Raw genomic sequence first — 21,993 nt, 5'->3', positions numbered from 1 at the left:
AAACAAATCCCTTACGAATGATTTTCTACCATGTTGACTATAAAACCTGTAACGTCGTCCATATCCTCTAAAAAAGTTTCTCTTTTTTCCTCCCATTGTTTTTTTGTGTCATTAATGTCTAACAAAAGCTCATCTACTTTTGATAAAAGTTCAGATTCATCGTAATAACTATACAATAATCCATATTTATTTTGAAGTAAATCAATTATTCCGATGTATGGAGTAATTCCACATGGATTTCCATTAATATTTAGTCTCTCAAAATGTAATGCCGGTACTCCAAGCAACGCAGCCTCTTCTGCAGAAGTAGAACCTTCCCCAATATACATTTTTGAATAGTAAAGAACACTGTGATACTTATCAGGGGACAGAGAGTACTGATATTTCGTGAGATATGGATCAAGTTTTATTTCAGATGAAATTATAATTTTTCCTTTTTTTTCTAGTTTTTTAATCAGTGGCATCACAAATTCAGCCTTAAACTTGTGACTTTTGGTATCCTGAGATGCATTAAAAGCAGCAAATCTTACTAAAAATATATTATCCTGCTCATTTACTCCAAGCTCATTTAATACAGTTGGGTCAGGAGAAAAATAATTTGGATGTAAATATGCAAGTTCATGGCAACCGTTATAACGAACTTGTTTTTGCCCTAAATCTTTTTTAAAGCAATTAGGAGTACAAATTACATCAGCAAATGGATATGCTACCTTATGGAGAAACGAAGCATGTTCCGTATCGTCCATCAAAATAGATTTTTTCCCAAGAATCCATGCTATATGAGATGCACATGGATTTGACATTCCCATCAAAATGTCTGGATTAAATTTCTTTGCGATTTTTAGGATTTCATAATCTCTTATTATCCATTCACGTATCAAATCTAATCTACTACTCCCGATTTTACCCACAACTGTATTTTCAATATTATATAACTTGAGTAAATCTATAGTAACTTCTTTATCTCTAGCCGTAACCAAAACTTGGTGACCTTTTTTTTGAAGCTTCCATATAGCATTCTTGAAAAGATGAACATGTGCAGGATGTCCCATATCAATCATTATTCTCAAATTCTCACCCATGAAAATATGAAATATTAAAACTAACAGCAAGATTGAAACTATGAATATTTTATTTACTTTCTATTACACGTGAACAGGATGCGAAATATCAATTAAGATTTTCAAGCTTTTCGCTCCCCTAGATACCTTTTGATGATCCCGAAAGTTTCTTGTGCGTGTTCTTTAGATGATACACCTACAACTACAGACTTAATATTAGGCAATGAAAATAGGTACTCATAAGCCTCTTTTGGCTTCAGGTATCCTGATGCCAGTGTACTCATAGCCAGTAAATCCACATCATATTCACTCAAGCACCTCTCACATTCTTCTCTTGAGGGATTCATCTGAAAGCCTGCTTTATTAAAGGAACTCATGACCAGTGGTTTTTCGATACCCCATTCATCAAAACTCTCCACAAGTCTTGCAAAATTCATTGTTCCAAAAGCAGGAACTGCATTATAATTATCTTTTATATAATCAACAAAGAACTCGAATACTTTTTGTGAGTTCATCGAGAGAGCAAGATCTGTCAAGACATTATGCAGGAAAATCGCTTTTACATTAAATCCTGTGAATGGCAGCATTTCGACATCTATAAATGTAGAAATGGTGTTGAAGAAATCCTGGTTTAAGACGTTCATACCACCTTTGAGCAGGATTTTAAATTTTGCAGACGTGCTGGCAGGTTCCAGTACATCTTTGAGCATCCCAATCATACCCATCTCATTAGCTTTTCTTACGTAGCCCTGAGCATAGGGGATAAGGGGATACATATTAATATTTTTTGACAATACCGGATCCGAACCAATGGCATCCATTATCGCCTTAGTTTTAGGATGAGTAGAGAGCATCATCCCAGTTCCACCAAGGTCATAAAAATCTCTAACTACATTAAGGATTTTTTCGGTATCACTAAAAAGCTGTACCCTGTCTCTTGCACGGTCCTGTGAAAAATGATCCACACCTATAAACTGGTTATGACCTAGGATGATAGGGTCTATATTCATAACTCATCCCCCTCTATTGCAGATTTTATCGAAGCGGATTTATATATTCCATCTACAGCCTTTTGGACTTTAAATGCATCAAAGATGTCAAGTCCTGAATCTCTTCCCTCTTTTACAGACTTTATCATATGCTTATCTTCCCGTGTATACTCTGGACCACCAAGATCAAAATCAACCCCATCATACAGATCTTGCTTATAGTATGTGTTCCACCTAGCTTCCTGATCATTATACACTTTGAGATAATCATCGGAAACTACTAGCATTCCCTTTTCACCATGCACTTCAATTTTTATTTCAGGAAGCCTGTAATTTCTAACACTCCAGGAGGCATCAAGATAGCCCCCTAATCCGCCTTTGAAGAGAATATAAGAATGGACAAAATCTTCCACATCTTTTGAGTAGTAAGAATTTGTATGACCCTCTATAAGAGATACATCTCCAAAAAACCAAATCAGGAGGTCTACAAGATGTGCTCCAAGGGTGCTTAACACCCCACCTCCACTTGTTTCTTTTTTATATCTCCATCCTTTTCCTTTCGAAAAGAGTTGAGAAACATACATACTGGAATTAAAATAGATAAGTTCCCCGAGAACTCCACTATCTAATATTTCCTTTGCTTTCCTAAATGTGTCTACAAAGTGCATGGAATAGCCGATCATATTAATTGTAGGCTTTTGTTTAATTTCTTCAATCAAAGGTCTACAATCATCAACAGAAATTCCTAAGGGCTTTTCAACAAAAAAAGGTATACCTGAGTTCACACAGTCTAGTGCTATATTTGTATGAAAAGAGGTTGGTGTAGTGATATAGATTAAATCCAAGTCTTCATTTTTTATCATGTCTAAATAATCGTTATATGTACCAATTGCAGGTAATAATTGCTTAATGGGTTTCAGAACTAAATTCTGCTTTTCTGCAACCGCTTTTACATTTGCTCCATCCAAGCTGTTGAGTATTCCTGTATGCAGAATACCCATTTTTCCCATCCCAATAATACCGACATTTATATTGTCAACCATAATAACCAACCAGTTAAAGAAATAAATTTGATTTTAATCCCATGCTCTGAAATACAGAACTATTCTTAGATATTACCCTGAGTATTTTACTAATTTTTTGCAAAATTTCGAGTGTTAGAGAGAAAATTACTGTAGAAATCCCAACAAAAATACAGTTTCTTCCGAATTTAAAGATTCTAGTGCATCGATTCCAAGATAAATATTTGATTTTTCCGGAAATTTATGGAAGCTTTGTTCGATGTTAGACAATTGAATTGGAGTATAATTCATTGGTCATCGGTTAAGGAAAAATCGTTATCACTTGCATTGATTTTCATAAAATTTGTTAAATTATTCATCAAATGCAAAACTGGAATCTGATATCGATTTCAATTTAAACACTAAACATTTGGGTTTGAGTTTTTCCGTCGAAATCGAGATCCGCAGCTCAAAATCCTTAACCGAATACAAATGGAGTATAATTAGAAAATCTCACCACTGTATAAAATTTATATAAGCATGTATAAATAATGAATTCTACTTACAAACTTACTTTCACCTCCAATATTGACAAATAATTCTTCTTCAGATAGTACGATCCAGTTTCTTGCTAATGTCCGACTGCATATCAAAAAACATTGCAAAAAGCAACAGCTGTACACCCATCAGAGTCATAAATACGCCTAACAGGGGGTAATTCTGAGAAACAGGATTGCGCATCAACTTTTGTACAAGAATCCAGAAATCCAAAATCAGTCCAGCAGGCACAAGTGCCATGCTCGCAAGATAGAAAAACACAAGCGGATGAAAACTTAAAAGCACATATTTGGTCTTTAGCCTCCATAAGAAACCATTGAAGAGCATGGGAGCAACTTTTAAGACGTATTTACGATAATTTATAGAGGACTTTTCACTTCCGTAACGAGCAGGAATTACAACATCAGTTACTCTCATGCCGTATGCGTTGAGCTTTATCAGAATGTCATTTACGTAACCATAATATGTGTATACGGAATCAAGATCAATTGCTTCCAGAGCTTTTCGAGATGCAGCAGCATAGCCATTTTGAGGATCCATTAAGTCCCAGTAGCCGCTTCCTATTTTAGTCAGCAGTGAAAGCATAGCATTTCCAAAGAGTCTCCAGGTACTCATGCCTTCCCTGGCTTCTCTGGTCATAAGCCTGTTTCCTTTGGTGTAATCAGCTTTACCTTCTACTATGGGCATTAAAAGGCGGGGCATCTGAGACGGGTCCATCTGGTTATCGCCGTCCATTACGACAACTATGTCCATTTTCTCTTTCAGAGCCATTTTATATCCGTCAACAACTGACTTTCCAGCACCCTTATTCACTTCATGCCTCAGGGAAGTAACTCTTGGATCTTTCATATTTTTGATAACTTTGGGAGTCCCGTCAGAACTGCAGTCATCTATTATATAGATACGGCTCACATACTCCGGAATTCCTTTTATTGTTTCGCCCAGCAAAACTTCTTCATTGTATGCGGGCACCACAACTCCAATTTTATATCTTTTAAACAGGCTGGATGTGTGCTCTTCTTCAAGATCGAGGTGTTTCGCTTTCAGATTGTTGTTTTCAGCAAAAGAGAGAATATTATGTACGGAGGAGGTGTAAATATTAGAAGAACTTAATATCTTAAAGCATTTCTTAGAGAAAACAAAGAATCCTACAGGTCCGTTTTCCGTTTGTTTCTTATTTAAAAAAGATACATTTTCCTGTAGTCGGTTTGATTTGCTAAAACAGGTACCAATTACCATATCATAGTCATTGTTTTGAATCGGCCCAAGCATTTTATGAATCAACTTGGGTTCATGGCAAATACTAAGGTCCATGAACAAAATTATCTCAGAGTCTGTTGCATTTTCGATGCCTATTTTGATTGGAAAATCCAACCCTGTATGATTATTGCTGCGAATTATCTCTGCACCTGCAAGTTCAGCTACTTCAACTGTATTATCAGAGCTCGCATTGTCTACAACAATTACCCTATCAACAAATTTTTTCGCCCGTAGAATCGCACTACCGATGGAAACTTCCTCGTTGAAGGCGGGGAGAACAGCGGTTATGTTTTGGGGGGATGCGTCTCTTACATCTGGACTTTCCTCTTTTTTTGATATTAGGTGGGCGCTACTGCCCTTAAGCAATTCATTATTCATTCGAATAACCCCAGAATAATAGATTCAAAGATTGAATGAAATTAAAGGTAATTGGCGATATATAAAGTAAATGGAGGACATATAAAGTAGAATATAACTATTCAGGCACTAGAGGAATAAAAGACAAAATTTTATTCGGCTAATTGTCCCTGTTAGTGTGCCTGTATAGTTATTAAAGTTAATTATTATCTATGTTAGTTAATTTTTATCCGGAAAAGAAGATAATTATCCATTGAAGTGGATAATTATCTACCAAGGCGGATAATTAAGCGGATTCGGTCTGTCTGAGCGCTTCTGCCATCGAATGTGCGATTATTCCCCTTAGAGTCATATATGCACCTGCAAGGGCAAGGAAGACCATAAGGAAGGTATGCCCGAAGTTGAGGCTTGCGCTGCCGAGGAAGAAGGCTTCAAGGAACTTGAAACCCATATAGAAACCACAGGTTGCCAGGGCAAAGCCAGGTACCGAGTAGCAGTACAGGGGTCTGTTAGCATCTACATCCTCGACAACAGCTTTCAGGGCTCCGAGAATGTACTTTGCCGGGTTTCGGGTATGGGCTTCGGGAATTGTGAATGCCCCGATCTCGACTTCGGTTATGCGAAGGCCTGACCTGCCTGCGTCGGAAAGCATTTCATTTTCTATGGCTGTTTTTTTGCCGTTGAACCGGAAGATGCTTTTTGTAGATGCTGCAAAGGCGCGGAAGCCGCTCTGCGTATCGGTTATTTTGAGATCAAAATTCATTTTTACAGTGATGTCCCGCATGGTCTGGCCTTCACGGCAGTAGATCGGGGAGTTTTTGCCCGGATAATTCAGGTAACGGCTGCCATTTACCATCTCGGCATTTCCTTTGATGATAGGGGCAACGAGCTTCGGGATATCTTCAGGATTGTGCTGCCCGTCCGAGTCCATTGTAACTATTATATCTGCGCCCAGGTCAGCTGCGGCTGTAAAGCCGGTTTTAAGGGCTTCGGCTTTTCCTCGGTTGGCTCCGTGAGATACTACTTCGGCTCCTGCTTTCCTGGCGATGTCAGCTGTCAGGTCAGTGCTGCCGTCATCGATAACGATTACATTGTCGGCATAGAGTTTTGTAAGAAGGACTATGCTTCCGATCGACACTTCTTCATTGTAGGCTGGAAGGATAGCGGTTATGTTTTGAGAGGATGTCTCCCTGAAACGCTGGTTCTCTTTATGGGTTGAGTACAGTGCACTGTTGCCCATAAGCAGTTCGTTACTCATTTGTATGACCCCTTTGAAATTTATTACAAAACAGATATCCGAAATAGATATCCGAAGTAGATATCCAAAATAGATATCCAAAGTAAATATCCGAAATAGATATCCGAAATAGATATCCGAAGTAAGTATTTTAAGTAAACATTTGAAGTATAAACAGTTGTAGCGGCTCAAAACCACTAATGTCAGTAATGATATGGCTGTTCAAATTGACACAACTGTTTTAATTTATAGTACTATTTTAATTGACTTAACTGCTTGAATTTGTAGTACTGTTTGAATCCCTAATATACTTTAATTTTTTAGATTGACATCTGAGACGCGAATATATAAATTTATTGACAGCCATACTGTAATATAATAATAAATGAGTTATAATGGCATCAGTAGAGCCTTTATCTGCAGAAATATAACATTATACGATTGAGATACACGCCTGCAAAAAACATCAGAAATATGAGAGTAAAAAAATATAGATAATAAAAAATAAAAAATAGATCTATCAAAAACAATATCGTAAGAACATGAAAGTTCCGCACCCGGATACCGCAGACTCTCCGGCACCCAGAAAAAATCCTGAGGGGGATCTAAAGCTTTAAAGTTTGACTTAACCATAACTGCCACTTGCCGCATACACAGAAAGAGAAAAATGGGAAATAAATAGATGAGATGAAATGGATAAGGCGGAATAGACAGGGCAAAATGGGCAAATTCTAGGAGAATAAGTTAAACATGTTTGGTCAGGTTTCACGGAGTGAATGCATTTTAAAATTCAGTAAGTTGTATCAAAAAACTAGATCAGAAAATGAGATCAAAGAATCAGATCAAAAAATGAGATCAAAAAATATACATATTAATAAAATAATAGAAATGTTGGGCTGAGTAAAAATTATCGGGGAGATAAGCATAGAAATATAGATAAGCTGGAAAAGCTCCCCCTGGATGACAAATGCAGAAAACGAAAAAGAGCGAAAGAATAAAATGTATTAGAAAAAATAGTTACTCTCCCGAAAGAAACTGGATTAATATAATAATTTTTTTGAAATTATACGCCGGATGACCCGAATGACCGGAAAAAAAGTTCCTTCAGACCTCTTGACCGTTATTGGGCTTGTGATCCTCACCGATCTCTTTGTGCTTACGCCCGGATTAAGTGAAACTGTGCTCCGCAATATACTGGGCCTTCCCCTTGTGCTTTTTCTGCCAGGGTATGCCCTGATTGCTGCACTTTTCCCTGCAAAATCCGACCTTGACGGGATCGAAAGGACAGCCCTTTCCTTCGGGCTGAGCATCGCAGTCGTGCCCCTGATCGGCCTCGGCCTTAACTACACTCCCTGGGGAATAAGAATCCTGCCAATCCTGATAAGCCTGTCAATATTCACATTTGCAATGTGCGGGCTTGCATACTTGAGGCGGACAAAACTTCCCGAAGCTGACGCCTTTGAAGTACCCTTCAGGCAAATGGCACTCGAGCTTAAAGCCGAAATCCTGGAAAAACCTGAATCAGGGCTTGATAGGGCTCTTACAGTTATCCTGGTCCTGTCCATTCTCCTGTCTGTCACAACCCTTGTCTATGTAGTAATAACCCCGAAAGAAGGGGAACACTTCACAGAGTTCTATATCCTCGGGCCTGAAGGGATGGCTGACAATTACCCGACAAACTACACACTTGGAGAAAGCGGAAAAGTAATTGTCGGAGTCGTAAACCATGAGTACAGGCCCTTAAATTACACAATGGAAATAAGGCTTGAAAACAGCTCCCTTCCCCTGCCTGAAGATATGCAGCAGGTCACGCTTTCCCATAACGAGACATGGGAAGAACCTCTAACATTCACTCCTCCGACCGAGGGAAAGAACATGAAACTTGAGTTCCTGCTCTTCAACGAGACCGACAAAAATACGCCCTACAGGGACCTCCACCTCTGGATAAATGTTAACTCGACAGAGAGGTGAAGAGGAAAAACTCAACGGATAATGTGCATGCCTGCAGGTTCAAAAGTCCCTGAGACTGCGAAAACGCGACTGAAGAAAGTTACAAAAGGCATCAAAAGTGTCCTGGCATGCCCAGGCTGGCAGTCTTAAGCATACGTGCAGGCGAGATTGCAGGAAAGAATGCAGGAAAGAATGCAGAAAAGATGCAGGAAAGAATGCAGAAAAGATGCAGGAAAGAATGCAGAAAAGATGCAGGAAGAAATACAGGGAACCTCCCAAGCTCTATCTGTCTTCATTCCAGAGCTTTCTATTGAAGAAACTCAATCATCTGCTAAAGATTTCTAAGTCTGACAGGGATCTCTCTGATCCGATTGAGAAATCTCTGGATCTCACCAAAATATTTTAGGTATAGCTAAAGCCTCTCAGGGCCTAACTTCTTTCTATAAATCTCCTTGATTTTAGCCTATAAAGATTTCAGCCCTCAGAAAAACTCATTCTGAAAGCCTTGATCCCAGAATAGGTTTGGCTGCAAAAAGTGTAGTCCGGTTGTAAAACACACATGTCTCGGCCCCCTCAATGCACTCTCAACGTCCTCTAATGCTCTCTAAGATTCTCTAATATTTCCTAAATTTCTATAAGATTCCCTAATATTTCCTAAATTTCTATAAGACTCCCTAATATTTCCTAAAGTTATCTAATGTTCTCTAATGTTCTCTAATGTTCTTTCACTGCTCCGCCAATATTCTCTCAATATCCTCTCAAGGCCCTCTCAAATAAGTTATGTTTATTAATAGAGAGAAGGGGCAGATGTCATATGAGCGAAATAAATTTAATCGGAAATACATTCACTAGTACATCGATTCCATATATCCTCAATAAACCACGGATAAACACAGATGAACACAGATGATTTCAATTCGTGTTTATCTGTGTCCATCTGTGGTTCTTTTATGGGAAATCCATTGACCTGTGTTGATTTTAAAGTCCAATTTTATTCCCATAATTTGGAATCGATGCACTAGAATAAATTTTCCCTGCTTCTGCGGATTTGTGAACTTTTTTTGCTTTTAAGTTTCGGCATTGGCTCAGATATGCTATAAGCGAATAAGGATAAAAGGCGAATAACGATAAAAGGTCCACTCTTTCCAGCGGTCAGGAAGTCCACATAAATCAAAATATATTATTTAAAGCAGTTGACTATCGACAAAACTTTATATGATATTTGCAATAAAAGCTTGTATAATATGAGAGCCGTATAGCATCCGTAAGGTCTTATAATAAAAAACCACTAAAAAACCTTTAATAAGAAATATAAAATAGATCTGAACCCGCCCCGATTTGGAGAGGAGCAATTTACGTGCAAAAATTAATTAATTCTCATAAAAGACAAAAAGAACTGAATTTTCTAATTATTGTTTCAGTTCTGTTTCTGGCTTTACTGGCGATTTCTCCAGAAGCCGCGTCAAGAAGCAATCTGGAGTTATCACCTTCTCCAGCGATGGGGCCCGTTTCAGAGCAGATACGTGCCGAAGCTCTGGAAGAAACAGGGGATTCCGGAGTTATTTTAACCTCAGATGAAGCCCCCGAGCCGCTCCGGAAAGTCGGACGGTATGTGGATATTGCCTATACAGTGGGAGGAATAGGGGCAGCAATTCTGATCATTCTAGGATATTTGCACATAACTTCTGGAGAGCCGGGACTTGCAAAAGACCCCCTGAAAGATCTCCATTTGCCCAAAATATGGAAAACAGCCGGGTCTAAAGCGGCTGAAGCAGATGAAGTGTCTGAAGTACGTGTGACTAAAGTAGTTGAGGCAGCTGAGACTGAAGCAGCTGAAACTGAAGCGGCTGAAACTGAAGCAGCTGAAACTGAAGCGGCTGAGGTATCTAAGGCAGCTGAGACGGCTGAAGCGTATAAAGAAACAAATCTTGAAAAAGCCGAGATCAAAAAACTCAGGTTCCTTACCGCAATTCCTATCCTGAGCATAACTCTTGCAGAAATCCTGATCTTCTCGGACAGAATGGGCGCAGCTGTCTGGATACATATAGGCACCCTGATTGCTCTTTCCCTTTCCAATATATTAATAAAAGATCCTGAAGTCTATAAAATCCACCAGGCCATGATGCTGCTCCCGGTACTCAGGCTGATAAACCTTTCAATGCCTGTCTTTTATGAGACAACCCTTTATACCTTTGTTTTCATCTACGGCCCCCTGGCAATTCCCCTGGCAGTTATAGTAGTGCACCAGAGGCATTCTCTTGAACAACTAGGAATTACCCTGAAGCACATAATACCCTACATGCTCCTCTCAATCCCTTTGGGTTGCATACTTGGGCTCGGAGAGTATCTTACTATCAAAACAGGTTATCTGATCCCTGACCTCTCCTTTATGAACCTGCTCAAGCTCACCATTGTAATGGTTTTTTTCGTAGGGCTTGTCGAGGAGCTGATTTTCAGGTCAGTCCTGCAGACCAGGCTCGAAAATGCGTTCGGTGTGTGGGAAGCCATTCTAATCACAAGTTTTCTGTTCGGGCTAATGCACTCAGGATACGGCACTTTTCAGGAAATCCTCTATACCGGCTTTGTAGGATTTATCATGGGTCTCGCCTTCTATACAACAAGAAGCCTGCCCTTTATTGCTGTGCTCCACGGTTTTGTCAATGTTTTCCTTTTCGGGATCCTGCCTCACAGGCTGAGTATATGGCCCGGTTTCTGAACCCGGAAAGAACTTATATAAAACCTATATAAAACCCCTTTTAGGAAGTTTCTCAGGTTATCGGACATCCCGAACCCCTTTCTTATTTCGGCCTATTGAAAAACCTTAAAACCCGAAGGAAAACGGAAAAGATGGCTTTAAATAAAACCTGAAAAGAAGGCCGTTCCTGAAGAGAAAAGGAAAAGGAAAAGCGCTCCGACTATGAAAAAATCAAATGAAAAAAATGAAATGAAAGGGAATCTTTCAAAAACAAGAAGTGAACTACTCCTCCTTGTCCAATCCGGCAAACCGGATCATCTGAGGGAGGGGCTTCCTTGAGACTACTCAGCCTAAAAACAATATCTGAGCGATCTTCTTCCTTCATCCCCCTCTCTAATGAGAGCGAGTCCAGAGGCTCTACCCTGCGTTCCGCAGGTGAAGAAAAATCAAAGTGGAAGATATGAGTGTGATGATGCTTGAGATGCACAACGGCTTGCGGCTTTCCCCGCCTTGTTCCCGATCCCTTCGGGAGTTGTCACATCCTGTTTGCCCACTTCCTAGCTTGGTTCTCGCTTCAGATTGGGGTGACAATGCAACAAGAACTATATGGTTTCAAGAAAGAAGAAATTTGTCAGATTCAATAAAAACAGAAGGTGTGGAAGTTGACGGCTTTCATCCCCCACCTGCCACTTCCGGTAAACCGGAATTGTCGAGGAAGGGGACTTCCCGCCTTATAGTTAAATGATTTCTGCAACCTTGAAAACGACAATTGCACCAAAGCAGAGGAGCAAAGGCAGAATTGACATGTTAAAGGAACTGTCAAGGGACCTGTTCCAGTGTTTGGATGCGGAAAGGACTTCCTTTAAAGAAAGGAGGGCAATCAACCCGACAACTACCGCTGCACCATATTGGGGAAGTCCGGGACTCGTGATCATGGAAATTGCACTTGAAGAGATAGCGCTTGATGAAATTATGCTTAGCAACATATTAACACCCCTGTAAATATTATAGCATATACTCCAGGACTGTAAAATAATTTGTATTGGAGCTCATCCAAAACCCGCTTTATTTCCACATCACTAGAGTTTCAGAATTATTTTTATGATCAGAAGCTTGAGTGGTTATTTCAAATTAGACGTTAGAGAAATAACTATGAATTTTGGGATGAGCTCAAATAATAAGCCACTGGTAATAATGTTATCATTGGCATAATAATACAACATACTATAAAATCCTTTTTACTAACCCCTAAACTTTGAGAGCAGGTAGTTGTTTCGATCAACCTCAAGCCGACCGAACAATTCTTAAAGTTACGCAGAGGCAATGTGATCAAGACATTATGGGGGAGTTTATACTTAGATCACAGAAATAGACATCAAGAGAAAGAAAAATACCAAAATAAAAAACCCAAATTTAATAAAAACTTGCCATCAACAAACTAGATTAATTAAAGAATTGATATAAAAAATAGACGATAAAACTATGCAAGAATCCTGCCTTTATCTCCGAAGACAGTTTTGAAAAAACTTTCTTCATCAGCCGATTTTTATTCATCATCCCCCATTCTCAGTCTGTCCTCGTTTTTATCGATTTTCATATCACGTACATAACCGGAAAAAAGATAAAAAACCTCAAGAGATTCGAAGGCTGGACATAGTGATAAGTACAAATAAATAAAAAAAAGAAAATGAAGAGAAAGGAAAAGAAAAGCGAAAAGAAAGAAAAAGGAAAAAGGATTTCAGAGTATCTGAGTGTGAACTACCCCTTCCTGCCTGATGGCGAGGAAGGAGCTTCTTGCTTCATCCCTCGAACGACTGTTCGCAAGTCCACAAGCCCATCCCCTACGTTCCGTAGGTGTCAGATAACTATAAGATTTTGATCTTGAAGAGAGAATTTTTTGATATTGATTGCAGCATTTATGTCTCTGTCGTGCGTGGTTTTACAATCAGGACATACCCATTCTCTGGTTTTCAAGGTCAGATTACCATTATAATAACCACATACATTGCAAATCTTTGAAGATGGCTCAAATCTTCCTATACGTAAGATGGTTTTTCCCAACCATTCAGCTTTATACTCAAGTTTGGTTACGAAACTACTCCATCCAGCATCAGAAATGGATTGAGCCAGACAATGATTCTTTACCATGCCTTTAACATTCAGAGTTTCCAACGATATAGCTTGGTTCTCGCAGATAAGTTTAGAAGAGAGTTGGTGTTGGAAATTATTTCTCTGATTGCTAATAGTTTCATGGATTTTTGAAAGATGGTGTCTTGCTTTGTTACGGTTATTAGAACCTTTAACCTTCTTACTCACTCTTTTCTGTAAACATTTCATTCTTTTTAGAGAGTTTTTTAGGTATTTGGGATTCTCAACTTTTACCCCATTAGAAAGGATTGCAAAATCTTTGATGCCTACATCAATTCCTATGGTACTCGATTCTGATATCCCCTGTTTAGCAGGAAGTTCTTCTCCGTCATCCACAAGAATAGATATGAAGTATTTTCCTGTACTCGATCTTGAAATGGTTGCAGTTTTCATATCGCCTTCAAACTTTCTATGAAGAACTGCTTCGACTTCCCCAATCTTAGGTAGTTTGATAAGGTTTCTTTCAAAATCTACCGAATAATGTTGTGGCATTTGATAAGATTGAACTGGGTTTTTCTTAGATTTGAAGTTAGGGAAACCAGATTTCTCTCTAAAGAATTTCGTAAATGCTGATTCTACGTTTACTAAAGAAGCAAGTAGAGCCTGAGAATTAGCTTTTTTCAACCATTCGTTAGAAGGTTTTACTTCATGAACTAAAATCCTTTGTAAATCAAACCTTGATATCGATTTGTTATTTTGCTGATAAGTTTTTATTTTCTGTTCTAAAGCCCAATTATAGACAAATCTACATGCACCAAAATTTACTTTTATGAATAATTCTTGGTCTTTATCTGGGTAGATTCGGTACTTGTAGGCTTTTAACATACTATAGATTATAAGTTTTAAAGATATATATAGTTTTTGTTAAACTTCCTATAATGAAGTTGACGGCTTTCATCCCCCACCTGTCGGGCTACGCCCTCCGAGGAAGGGGACTTCCCGCCTCAAAGTTCAGTTCAATTTTTCGCCATTATCCTTTCCTTGAATGATTTTTATTCTTTCCTTGAATGATTTCGTATTCTCAATGAGTTAGGTAATTTTAATATATTATTTTAGTCGAGTTATTTTATTTTTGAATCGTTCCCGGATTGTTTACTTTTCTCCGTTTTTCGTAACCTTTGAATATTCTCGTTTATCAGTCCTTCAGGTACTCCAGACTCCTGGCTCTTGAACCTTAATGCTAAAGGTACTCAGGTCTCTATTCGCCTTATTTTACAGAAAATGCCGAGAAACAGAAGAAAAATCAAAGAAGGGTCAGAGAAAAACTTGAAAAAAGAATTTAAAACAAAACTTGAAAAACGGAACCTGAAGAAACCTGAAAAAATATAGTCAAAAATTGAAAAAAACTTGCTCAAAAAGGAAAAAATAGTGCAGGAATGCACAAAACATGTTTGTTATGTCAATTATTATGTCAAAAAGGATGGGATAATTCCGGAAGCCCGGAATTTAAATGATTTCTGCAACCTTAAAAACGACAATTGCACCAAAGCAGAAAAGCAAAGGCAGAATTGACATATTAAAGGAACTGTCAAGGGATCTGTTCCAGTGTTTGGATGCGGAAAGGACTTCCTTTAAAGAAAGGAGAGCAATCAGCCCGACAACTACCGCGGCACCATATTGGGGAAGTCCGGGACTCGTAACCATAGAAATTGCACTTGAGGAAATTGCACTCGATGAAACTATACTTAACAACATAAAGATACCCCCGTAAGTGTAGACTACACTCACTCAAAATATTATGAAGACTAATCATATAAGAAGATGACAAAATATAAAAAGGTTTTCTTAAAAAATATTATTATGCAAAAATTAAATCTGTTGGTGGAAAAAATATGGAAAAGATAAAGTTAATAGCCTCAACCGCGAGTATTGACAGACATAATTTCAGATTATCGAAAAGAGAAGGGAGATAGACAACTAAGTATTTTTACTATTACTAAACAGAAGAAAATTAATATATTCAATCGTCTGATCAGTTTTATGTTTCCTCAAACCTCTTATTTTATCTCTCCGGAAAATTCAGTTCAACTTCTCGCCATTACCCTTTCCCTGAATGATTTTTATTATTTCCCTGAATGATTTTTATTGTTTCTTTGAGTGATTTTTATTATTTCCTTGAGTGATTTTTATTATTTCCTTGAGTGATTTTGTATTCTCAATAAGTTATGTAATTTTAATATGTTATTTTAGTCGAGTTATTTTATTTTTTAAACGTTCCCGGATTGTTTACTTCTCTCCGTTTTTCGTAACCTTTGAATATTCTCGTTTATCAGTCCTTCAGGTACTCCAGACTCCTGGATCTTGAACCTTAATACTAAAGGTACTCAGGTTTCTATTCGCCTTATTTTACAGAAAAGGCTGAAAAACAGAAGAAAAATCAAAAGAGGGTCAGAGAAAAACTTGAAAAAAATTTAAAACAAAACTTGCTCAAAAAGAAAAAATAGTGCGGAAATGCACAAAACATGTTTATTATGTCAAAAAGGATAAAGAATTCCGGAAGCCCGGAATTTAAATTATTTCTGCAACCTTAAAAACGACAATTGCACCAAAGCAGAAAAGCAAAGGCAGAATTGACATATTAAAGGAGCTGTCAAGGGACCTGTTCCAGTGCTCGGACGCTGAAAGGACCTCCTTTAAAGAAAGAAGGGAAATCAGCCCGACAACTACCGCGGCGCCGTACTGAGGAAGCCCGGGACTCGTAACCATAGAAATTGCACTTGAGGAAATTGCACTCGATGAAACTATACTTAACAGCATAAAGATACCTCCCATAAATAATTAATTAGTTTCACTCAAGATTTTGTGAAATTATTCATATAGAAAGACGCCATATTATAAAAAAGTTTCCCGAAATATTAAACGATTAAGATATGATATTGATTAGAATACTATCATGGAATTGCAGCTTGAAAATATTACAAATAGAGAGGAATAAAGAGAATAATCAATATCATGTTAAGCTTTAGGAGTGTAAAAACAGGGACATTGAAGCAAGGAACAGTCAGGAATCTGAAAGAATAATTTAAGAAAATGATATAAACATTTAATAACATTACTGAACCATTTGAGAAAAAAATAAGAGGAAGTGAAAACAGAGAAATATTAGCGATCTGGACCCAAAAAAATTATTATGTTAGTCGAACTCGGAGTATGCTATAAAAAACATAATCAAAATATAAAATATAAAATTAATTTGAATAGAATTTAGCTTACTATCGATAAAAGTTTATATAACGTCCACAGTAAAAGTCTACATAAGATATTTCTTCAGCATTATTATAAAAGTTTAATTTTGCTATATAGGTCAAAAAAATTTAAATACATACATAATAAAAATAATGAGCATATCCTGGTTTGAAAGGAGTCGTTCCCGTGAAAAGATCCATTCATATCCATAAAAGGCGAAAAGAACATGCCTTTATAATCACCTCCCTTTCGGTTCTGATTCTGGCTCTACTAACAATTTCACCTGCAGCTGCAGCAGTTAGCAGCTGGGATTTATCCCCTGAAAAACCGGTTCTTGGAGATACCCTTCGCATTAAAGGAAGTGCATCTCCGGAAGAGGAAATCGAAGTACAGGTAACTTTTGAAAAGGAAGCCCCGGTGGCCGGAGGGAAGTACGAGTACATATTAGAAGGCGTGAAAATCCCTGAAGGATTCAATAATCGCTTTACAGTCCGGGCTACCGGAGCCAGTGACCTCAATGTAAGGGTAAAAATGCTAATCTGGGTGACTAAAAGTTCAGAAGCTTCCGGAGGCATTGCAACTGTAACACAGTCAAGTGTCCCTCCTGGAACCTACCAGATAAAGATGGACGGAGATGCCACAGGGGGAACTTCAACTGTAAACCTGAGAATTACCGCTGTTCAGCAAATAAAAGCGGATTCAAATGGAGATTTCAGCTATTCCTATAATACTAAAGCCGTTCCTCCCGGAGACTTTGAAATAAGTGTTGGAGGCGTCAAGAAAACTGTAACTCTCATAGGGAAAACTTCAGCTTCAGCCTCCGGTTCTTCTTCCCAGGGAATAGAGCCCGAAACCATAGAAGAGACTGAGGAAACAAAAGAGACTGAAGCCGTATTAAATCCGGAACAGATCCCTGAAAACGGAAATAAAACACCTGTTTTAGAGATAGAAAATGGGGGGCATGAAAATGATAAAGATGCAGGGCTACCTGTAGATATAGCCTATATGATGGGAGGAATGGGGGTAGCAATTCTACTCATTATTATGTATTCTAAAAGAAAATGAAGAAAAAAAATAACAGTTTTAGCAGACTGCATGTAATAAACCCTACATCCTGAAACTGATTAATCTAAAAAATTTAATGGGGAAAATGGAGGTATGTAAATTGAGAAAAAATTTATTAATACTCATATTAACAGTGTTTATATTAACCTCTGCACCAGCAATGGCAGGAGGTGGAAAAACAGACGTGAACCCTGTTGGCGCTATAAATTTCACCGACAGAGTGGTTTACGCCCTTGACCATACCAGCAATCCTGATGAAGGGAACTGGATTACAATAGGATGCCCCTATGAAGGGAGAAGGGTTGAGGTTCCTCGGCCAATAAAACTCACATATTCAGGCCCGAAATATAAGAAATATGGAGGAGCTTCCGGGACCCTGTACAAAGATAAAGATGAAAGTTACACCATAACTTACCCATCAACTTCTCGCTACTGTTCCCACCCCGTATACCTGCCCGGGGAAAATGTAAATATGTCTTTTTATGGGGAGTCCTGTCTGAAAGGAGAGGTGGAAATATATCTCTTCAAAGTAAGTTCAGACTATGCATATGGACTCTTTGATGCCTTTAAAGCCGGGGACATAGGGAGCCTGAGCAAACTCTTCCACAGTAACATGGAGGAAGGGAATTATAAAAAATATTCCGACGTACCCCTTGGAAATAAAGGCGACTTATTAGATTTTGACCTTGGACCCCAGGATGCAGGTGAGTACTGCATAGTCATGATACAGGAAAATGAAGACGGAAGCCTGACAGTCCTTTCTGCAACCGCCTTTGTTGTTACTGAATATGAACTGAATGTCGATGCTCCTTTATGCATAGTAAAGGGAGAAGACCTGGACATAAGCATGACCCTTGAGGGTGCCCCCGAAGAGATTGACTATACCTATGGAGCTGTACTTATCAGAGAACAGGCATATAAAGCTAACATAGAAATCAATTCCGACGGTACAAAGAATGGGACTTCAGTTATAGTAAATGAAATGGATATCATTGATGAGTTTGACATTAACTCCTCAAATTACAGGTCAAAACTCACCAGAAACGAACTCCAGACAGAAATCCAGACACTCATAGGGGAGGGAAAGGGAGCCATAGCAATAGGCGAAGCCGGCTATAATGACCTTTCACTTACCGCATTTGACCTGCCCGTAGGCTGCTACTACCTTCTTGTTGGCGCATATAGCCCTGAAAAAGGTCTTGTAGGCCTTACCCAGCTGGAGGTCGAGATTAAAACAAAAGGAAGTTCGAACAGTAACGGTAAAAAAGAAAAAGATAAAGAAAAATATGAGCCCTCGAAAAATGTCAAAATGAAAGATCTCTGCAAGCAGTTTGTTTCAAATGGGAAAAGGATAAAATTTGATTTCTCAAATAGAACCACCCCTATTTGCTATGTGGAGTTTACCTCCAAAAAGACTGCAGGCACTATAACAGCTACTATTGAGGAACTGAAAGGAAAATCCTCATTTGCTTCCACTGATCCTGAAGGCGAGGTATACAGACACCTTAATATCCGGGTTGGAGACAGTGGATTTGCAAATTCAAAGAACATTGAAAACGCTATTGTGGGCTTCAGAGTAAGTAAGGAATGGATAACTGAAAACCATATTAATATGAATGCAATAACCCTGCAGCACTACAGCGGAGATCAATGGAATTCTCTTGAAACGGAAAAAGTAGGCGAAGATAATAAGTATATCTATTTCGAAGCCAAAACTCCGAGCTTTTCCCCATTTGCAATTACAGCCAGCAAGAATATCCTTGAAATAGGAGAAAAAACAGAGGGAAATAATGGCCAGTTAACTTCAGATGGAGAGCAGCAGGGCAATTCAGAATTAATTATGGAATCTGAAATACCTTCTAAAGAAAACAGAAACTCTGGATTAAAAATTGCCAGTTTCTTTATAGGTGTCCTTGTAATCATCGCGATAGGAACAATTATAAAGAAAAAAGCAGACCCGAATAATGAAGATAAAGGTTCTGAAAAATAAGGAAAAACAGGAGATATGATTTCTCCTGTTTAAATTTCATTTTTGAGACTCATCTGCGTTTAACATTGATTTTTTAACTCTAAGGCGGGAAGTCCCCTTCCTCGGAGGGCGTAGCCCGACAGGTGGGGGATGAAAGCCGTCAACTTCATTATAATAGGTTTAACGGAATTTATATATCTCTTTAAACCATATAATATAGTATGTTAAAAGCCTATAAATACCGAATCTACCCAAATAAAAATCAAGAAGAACTAATAACTCTTCATTTTGGTGCATGTAGATTTGTCTATAATTGGGCTTTAGAACAGAAAATTAAAACTTATCAACAAAATAATAAATCAATATCAAGGTTTGACTTACAAAGGATTTTAGTTCATGAAGTCAAACCTTCTAATGAATGGTTGAAAAAAGCTAATTCTCAGGCTCTACTTGTCTCTTTGGTAAATGTAGAATCAGCATTTACAAAATTCTTTAGAGAAAAATCTGGATTTCCCAATTTCAAATCTAAGAAAAATCCAGTACAGTCTTATCAAATACCACAACATTATACAGTAGATTTTGATAGAAATGTAATTAAGCTCCCTAAATTGGGTGAAGTTGAAGCAGTTTTTCATAGAAGATTTGAAGGGGAAATGAAAACTGCAACTATTTCAAGATCAAATACTGGAAAGTTCTTCATATCTATTCTTGTAGATGACGGAGAAGAACCCCCTGAAAAACAAGAAATATCAGAATCAAGTACCATAGGAATTGATGTAGGTATTAAGGATTTTGCAGTTCTTTCCAATGGAGAAAAAATAGAGAATCCGAAATACCTGAAAAACTCATTTCAAAGGCTTAAAGTTCTTCAAAAAAGAGTGTCAAGAAAACAGAAAGGCTCTAAAAATAGAAATAAAGCAAGACATCATCTTGCCAAAATTCATGAGATTATTACTAGCCAGAGAACTAATTTCCAACATCAACTCTCTTTTAGATTAATAAGCGAGAACCAAGCTATAGCGTTGGAAACTCTGAATGTAAAAGGAATGCAAAAGAACCACTGTCTAGCTCAATCAATATCTGATGCTGGATGGTCAAGCTTTATTACAAAACTAATGTATAAAGCTGAATGGTACGGAAAAATAGTTTTGAGGATAGGGACGTTTGAACCATCTAGTAAGATATGTAATGTTTGCGGTTATTATAATAAAGAATTAATTTTAGAAGTAAGAGAATGGGAATGTCCTGATTGTAAAACAAAACATGACAGAGATATAAACGCCGCTATCAATATCAAAAAATTCTCTCTTCAAGATCAAAATCTAATAGTTATCTGACACCTACGGAACGTAGGGGATGGGCTTGTGGACTTGTGAACAGTAGTTCGAGGAATGAAGCAAGAAGCCCCTTCCTCGCAAATCATCAGATTTGCAGGTGGGGGTAGTTCACTAAAGAATACCCTTTGTACTTAAATCAGGCTTTTTAATCCCTGTTCCAGCTCTGTCTCGCCTTTCCACCAGCCTGCAATTTTTGAGACATCAGCCTTTGAGTCCCTGACATCTCCTGCCCTTGATTCGGCGTGTACGATCCTGCTTGAGGAGCCGGTCAGTTTAATAATGTTCTCTGCAAGCTCCAGAACTGTTAAGCTTTTTCCCATAGCCACATTGAAGACCTGGCCATCCCCGTGCTCGAGAGCTGCTGCGTTTGCCCTGACAACATCTCTTACATGAACAAAGTCCCGGCTCTGAAGTCCGTCACCGTAAATAACAAGATCTTTACCTGCCTTTGCCCTTTCCAAAAAAATGGGAATTACGGCTGCGTACGGAGATTTCGGATCCTGGCGTGGGCCGTATACATTGAAGTAACGCAGGCAGGTAGTCCGAAGCCCGTAATCTTCATAAAACATTCTTGCCAGGTATTCTCCGTCAAGTTTGGAGATTGCGTAAGGTGAAGCAGGCTCGGGATACATGCCCTCACTTTTAGGAAGTGCAGGATTATTTCCATAAATCGCAGCTGAGGATGCGGTAACAAATTTTTCAACTCCTGCCCTGACACATGCCTGCAATACATTAAGCGTTCCAAGGGTGTTTATCCGGAAAGCCTCAACCGGTTTTTCACAGCTGAGAGGTACTGATACGAGGGCAGCTTCATTGAAAACGTAGTCCATACCCGAGACCGCCTTTTCAACCGAAGAGGGATCACAGATATCCCCCTGAATGAATTCGACATTTCTGTGCTGAGGGATATTTCGAGAAAAACCGGTAGTGAGATTGTCAAGGATCCTTACACTATTTCCTGCTTCTGCAAAATACTCAGCTATATGGGAGCCTATAAAACCTGCTCCTCCTGTAATCAGCACTTTCATGCTTCGAGAAAAGGAAAAGGTACAAAATAAAATTATCTATGCAGGCTTGAAAGTTCTCAACGCGGACTACGATATTTACGAAGATGGGGGAAATACACATTATCGGGATAAAATCACATCAGAAGGGAAAAATTTTTCATTCAAAGAAACCT

17 protein-coding genes are annotated in these 21,993 nt (G+C 38.4%); 7 read left to right on the top strand and 10 right to left on the bottom strand.

All coding sequences use genetic code 11. From position 1 onward, the window contains the following. Positions 1 to 11: 11 nt before the first annotated feature. The 5 genes from ACZ5A8_RS00675 to ACZ5A8_RS00655 all read right to left on the bottom strand — a co-directional run bounded on the left by ACZ5A8_RS00675 (position 12) and on the right by ACZ5A8_RS00655 (position 6,484). Positions 12 to 1,061 (bottom strand): DUF354 domain-containing protein, encoded by a 1,050-nt coding sequence (locus ACZ5A8_RS00675; RefSeq protein ID WP_464531667.1) that lies wholly within the window; start codon positions 1,059 to 1,061, stop codon positions 12 to 14. A gap of 122 nt (positions 1,062 to 1,183) precedes the next feature. Next, the gene (locus tag ACZ5A8_RS00670; RefSeq protein WP_464531666.1) at positions 1,184 to 2,071 is read right to left on the bottom strand and encodes a hypothetical protein; all 888 of its coding nucleotides are present in this window, start codon (positions 2,069 to 2,071) and stop codon (positions 1,184 to 1,186) included. Continuing rightward, positions 2,068 to 3,093: a Gfo/Idh/MocA family protein gene (locus ACZ5A8_RS00665; RefSeq protein ID WP_464531665.1), complete on the bottom strand. Its 1,026-nt coding sequence runs from the start codon at positions 3,091 to 3,093 to the stop codon at positions 2,068 to 2,070. The genes ACZ5A8_RS00670 and ACZ5A8_RS00665 overlap by 4 nt, the downstream gene beginning before the upstream one ends. A 564-nt stretch (positions 3,094 to 3,657) precedes the next feature. Continuing rightward, the gene (locus ACZ5A8_RS00660) at positions 3,658 to 5,247 is read right to left on the bottom strand and encodes a glycosyltransferase family 2 protein (protein WP_464531663.1); all 1,590 of its coding nucleotides are present in this window, start codon (positions 5,245 to 5,247) and stop codon (positions 3,658 to 3,660) included. 265 nt (positions 5,248 to 5,512) lie between these two features. Beyond that, positions 5,513 to 6,484 (bottom strand): glycosyltransferase family 2 protein, encoded by a 972-nt coding sequence (locus tag ACZ5A8_RS00655; RefSeq protein ID WP_464531662.1) that lies wholly within the window; start codon positions 6,482 to 6,484, stop codon positions 5,513 to 5,515. A gap of 1,062 nt (positions 6,485 to 7,546) precedes the next feature. On the opposite strand from ACZ5A8_RS00655, the gene ACZ5A8_RS00650 reads away from it, so the two are divergent. The 4 genes from ACZ5A8_RS00650 to ACZ5A8_RS00635 all read left to right on the top strand — a co-directional run bounded on the left by ACZ5A8_RS00650 (position 7,547) and on the right by ACZ5A8_RS00635 (position 11,572). After that, on the top strand, positions 7,547 to 8,434 hold the full coding sequence (locus ACZ5A8_RS00650; RefSeq protein ID WP_464531661.1) for a DUF1616 domain-containing protein: 888 nt from the start codon (positions 7,547 to 7,549) through the stop codon (positions 8,432 to 8,434). 107 nt (positions 8,435 to 8,541) lie between these two features. Further along, complete coding sequence (locus ACZ5A8_RS00645) at positions 8,542 to 8,727, top strand: hypothetical protein (RefSeq protein WP_464531659.1); 186 nt, start codon at positions 8,542 to 8,544, stop codon at positions 8,725 to 8,727. 1,043 nt (positions 8,728 to 9,770) lie between these two features. Beyond that, positions 9,771 to 11,129 (top strand): lysostaphin resistance A-like protein, encoded by a 1,359-nt coding sequence (locus ACZ5A8_RS00640; RefSeq protein ID WP_464531658.1) that lies wholly within the window; start codon positions 9,771 to 9,773, stop codon positions 11,127 to 11,129. Positions 11,130 to 11,443: 314 nt separating this feature from the next. Then, positions 11,444 to 11,572, top strand: coding sequence for a hypothetical protein (locus ACZ5A8_RS00635; protein ID WP_255679860.1), 129 nt, complete (start codon positions 11,444 to 11,446; stop codon positions 11,570 to 11,572). A 273-nt stretch (positions 11,573 to 11,845) separates the two neighbouring features. On the opposite strand, the gene ACZ5A8_RS00630 is transcribed toward ACZ5A8_RS00635, so the two are convergent. From ACZ5A8_RS00630 to ACZ5A8_RS00615, 4 genes are all read right to left on the bottom strand, one after another. Then, positions 11,846 to 12,094 (bottom strand): hypothetical protein, encoded by a 249-nt coding sequence (locus ACZ5A8_RS00630; protein WP_464531657.1) that lies wholly within the window; start codon positions 12,092 to 12,094, stop codon positions 11,846 to 11,848. Between the two features lie 871 nt (positions 12,095 to 12,965). After that, complete coding sequence (tnpB, locus tag ACZ5A8_RS00625; RefSeq protein WP_464531655.1) at positions 12,966 to 14,081, bottom strand: IS200/IS605 family element RNA-guided endonuclease TnpB; 1,116 nt, start codon at positions 14,079 to 14,081, stop codon at positions 12,966 to 12,968. 621 nt (positions 14,082 to 14,702) lie between these two features. Then, positions 14,703 to 14,951, bottom strand: a complete 249-nt coding sequence (locus tag ACZ5A8_RS00620; RefSeq protein ID WP_464531654.1) for a hypothetical protein — start codon at positions 14,949 to 14,951, stop codon at positions 14,703 to 14,705. 813 nt (positions 14,952 to 15,764) lie between these two features. Continuing rightward, on the bottom strand, positions 15,765 to 16,013 hold the full coding sequence (locus tag ACZ5A8_RS00615) for a hypothetical protein (RefSeq protein WP_229390612.1): 249 nt from the start codon (positions 16,011 to 16,013) through the stop codon (positions 15,765 to 15,767). Between the two features lie 615 nt (positions 16,014 to 16,628). Here ACZ5A8_RS00615 and ACZ5A8_RS00610 point away from each other — a divergent pair. The 3 genes from ACZ5A8_RS00610 (at position 16,629) to tnpB (ACZ5A8_RS00600) (ending at position 20,813) form a co-directional block, all read left to right on the top strand. Beyond that, positions 16,629 to 17,507 (top strand): hypothetical protein, encoded by an 879-nt coding sequence (locus ACZ5A8_RS00610; protein ID WP_464531653.1) that lies wholly within the window; start codon positions 16,629 to 16,631, stop codon positions 17,505 to 17,507. Between the two features lie 133 nt (positions 17,508 to 17,640). Beyond that, the gene (locus tag ACZ5A8_RS00605; RefSeq protein WP_464531651.1) at positions 17,641 to 19,497 is read left to right on the top strand and encodes a TIGR04279 domain-containing protein; all 1,857 of its coding nucleotides are present in this window, start codon (positions 17,641 to 17,643) and stop codon (positions 19,495 to 19,497) included. Between the two features lie 200 nt (positions 19,498 to 19,697). Next, positions 19,698 to 20,813 (top strand): IS200/IS605 family element RNA-guided endonuclease TnpB, encoded by a 1,116-nt coding sequence (tnpB, locus tag ACZ5A8_RS00600; RefSeq protein ID WP_464531650.1) that lies wholly within the window; start codon positions 19,698 to 19,700, stop codon positions 20,811 to 20,813. A 131-nt stretch (positions 20,814 to 20,944) separates the two neighbouring features. On the opposite strand, the gene ACZ5A8_RS00595 is transcribed toward tnpB (ACZ5A8_RS00600), so the two are convergent. Beyond that, positions 20,945 to 21,841 (bottom strand): SDR family NAD(P)-dependent oxidoreductase, encoded by an 897-nt coding sequence (locus ACZ5A8_RS00595; protein ID WP_464531649.1) that lies wholly within the window; start codon positions 21,839 to 21,841, stop codon positions 20,945 to 20,947. Between the last annotated feature and the right edge of the window lie 152 nt (positions 21,842 to 21,993).

This window comes from Methanosarcina subterranea (genome assembly GCF_055385895.1).
The sequence above is the reverse complement of the archived record's forward strand: the minus strand, read 5'-3'. Positions and strand labels throughout refer to the sequence as shown.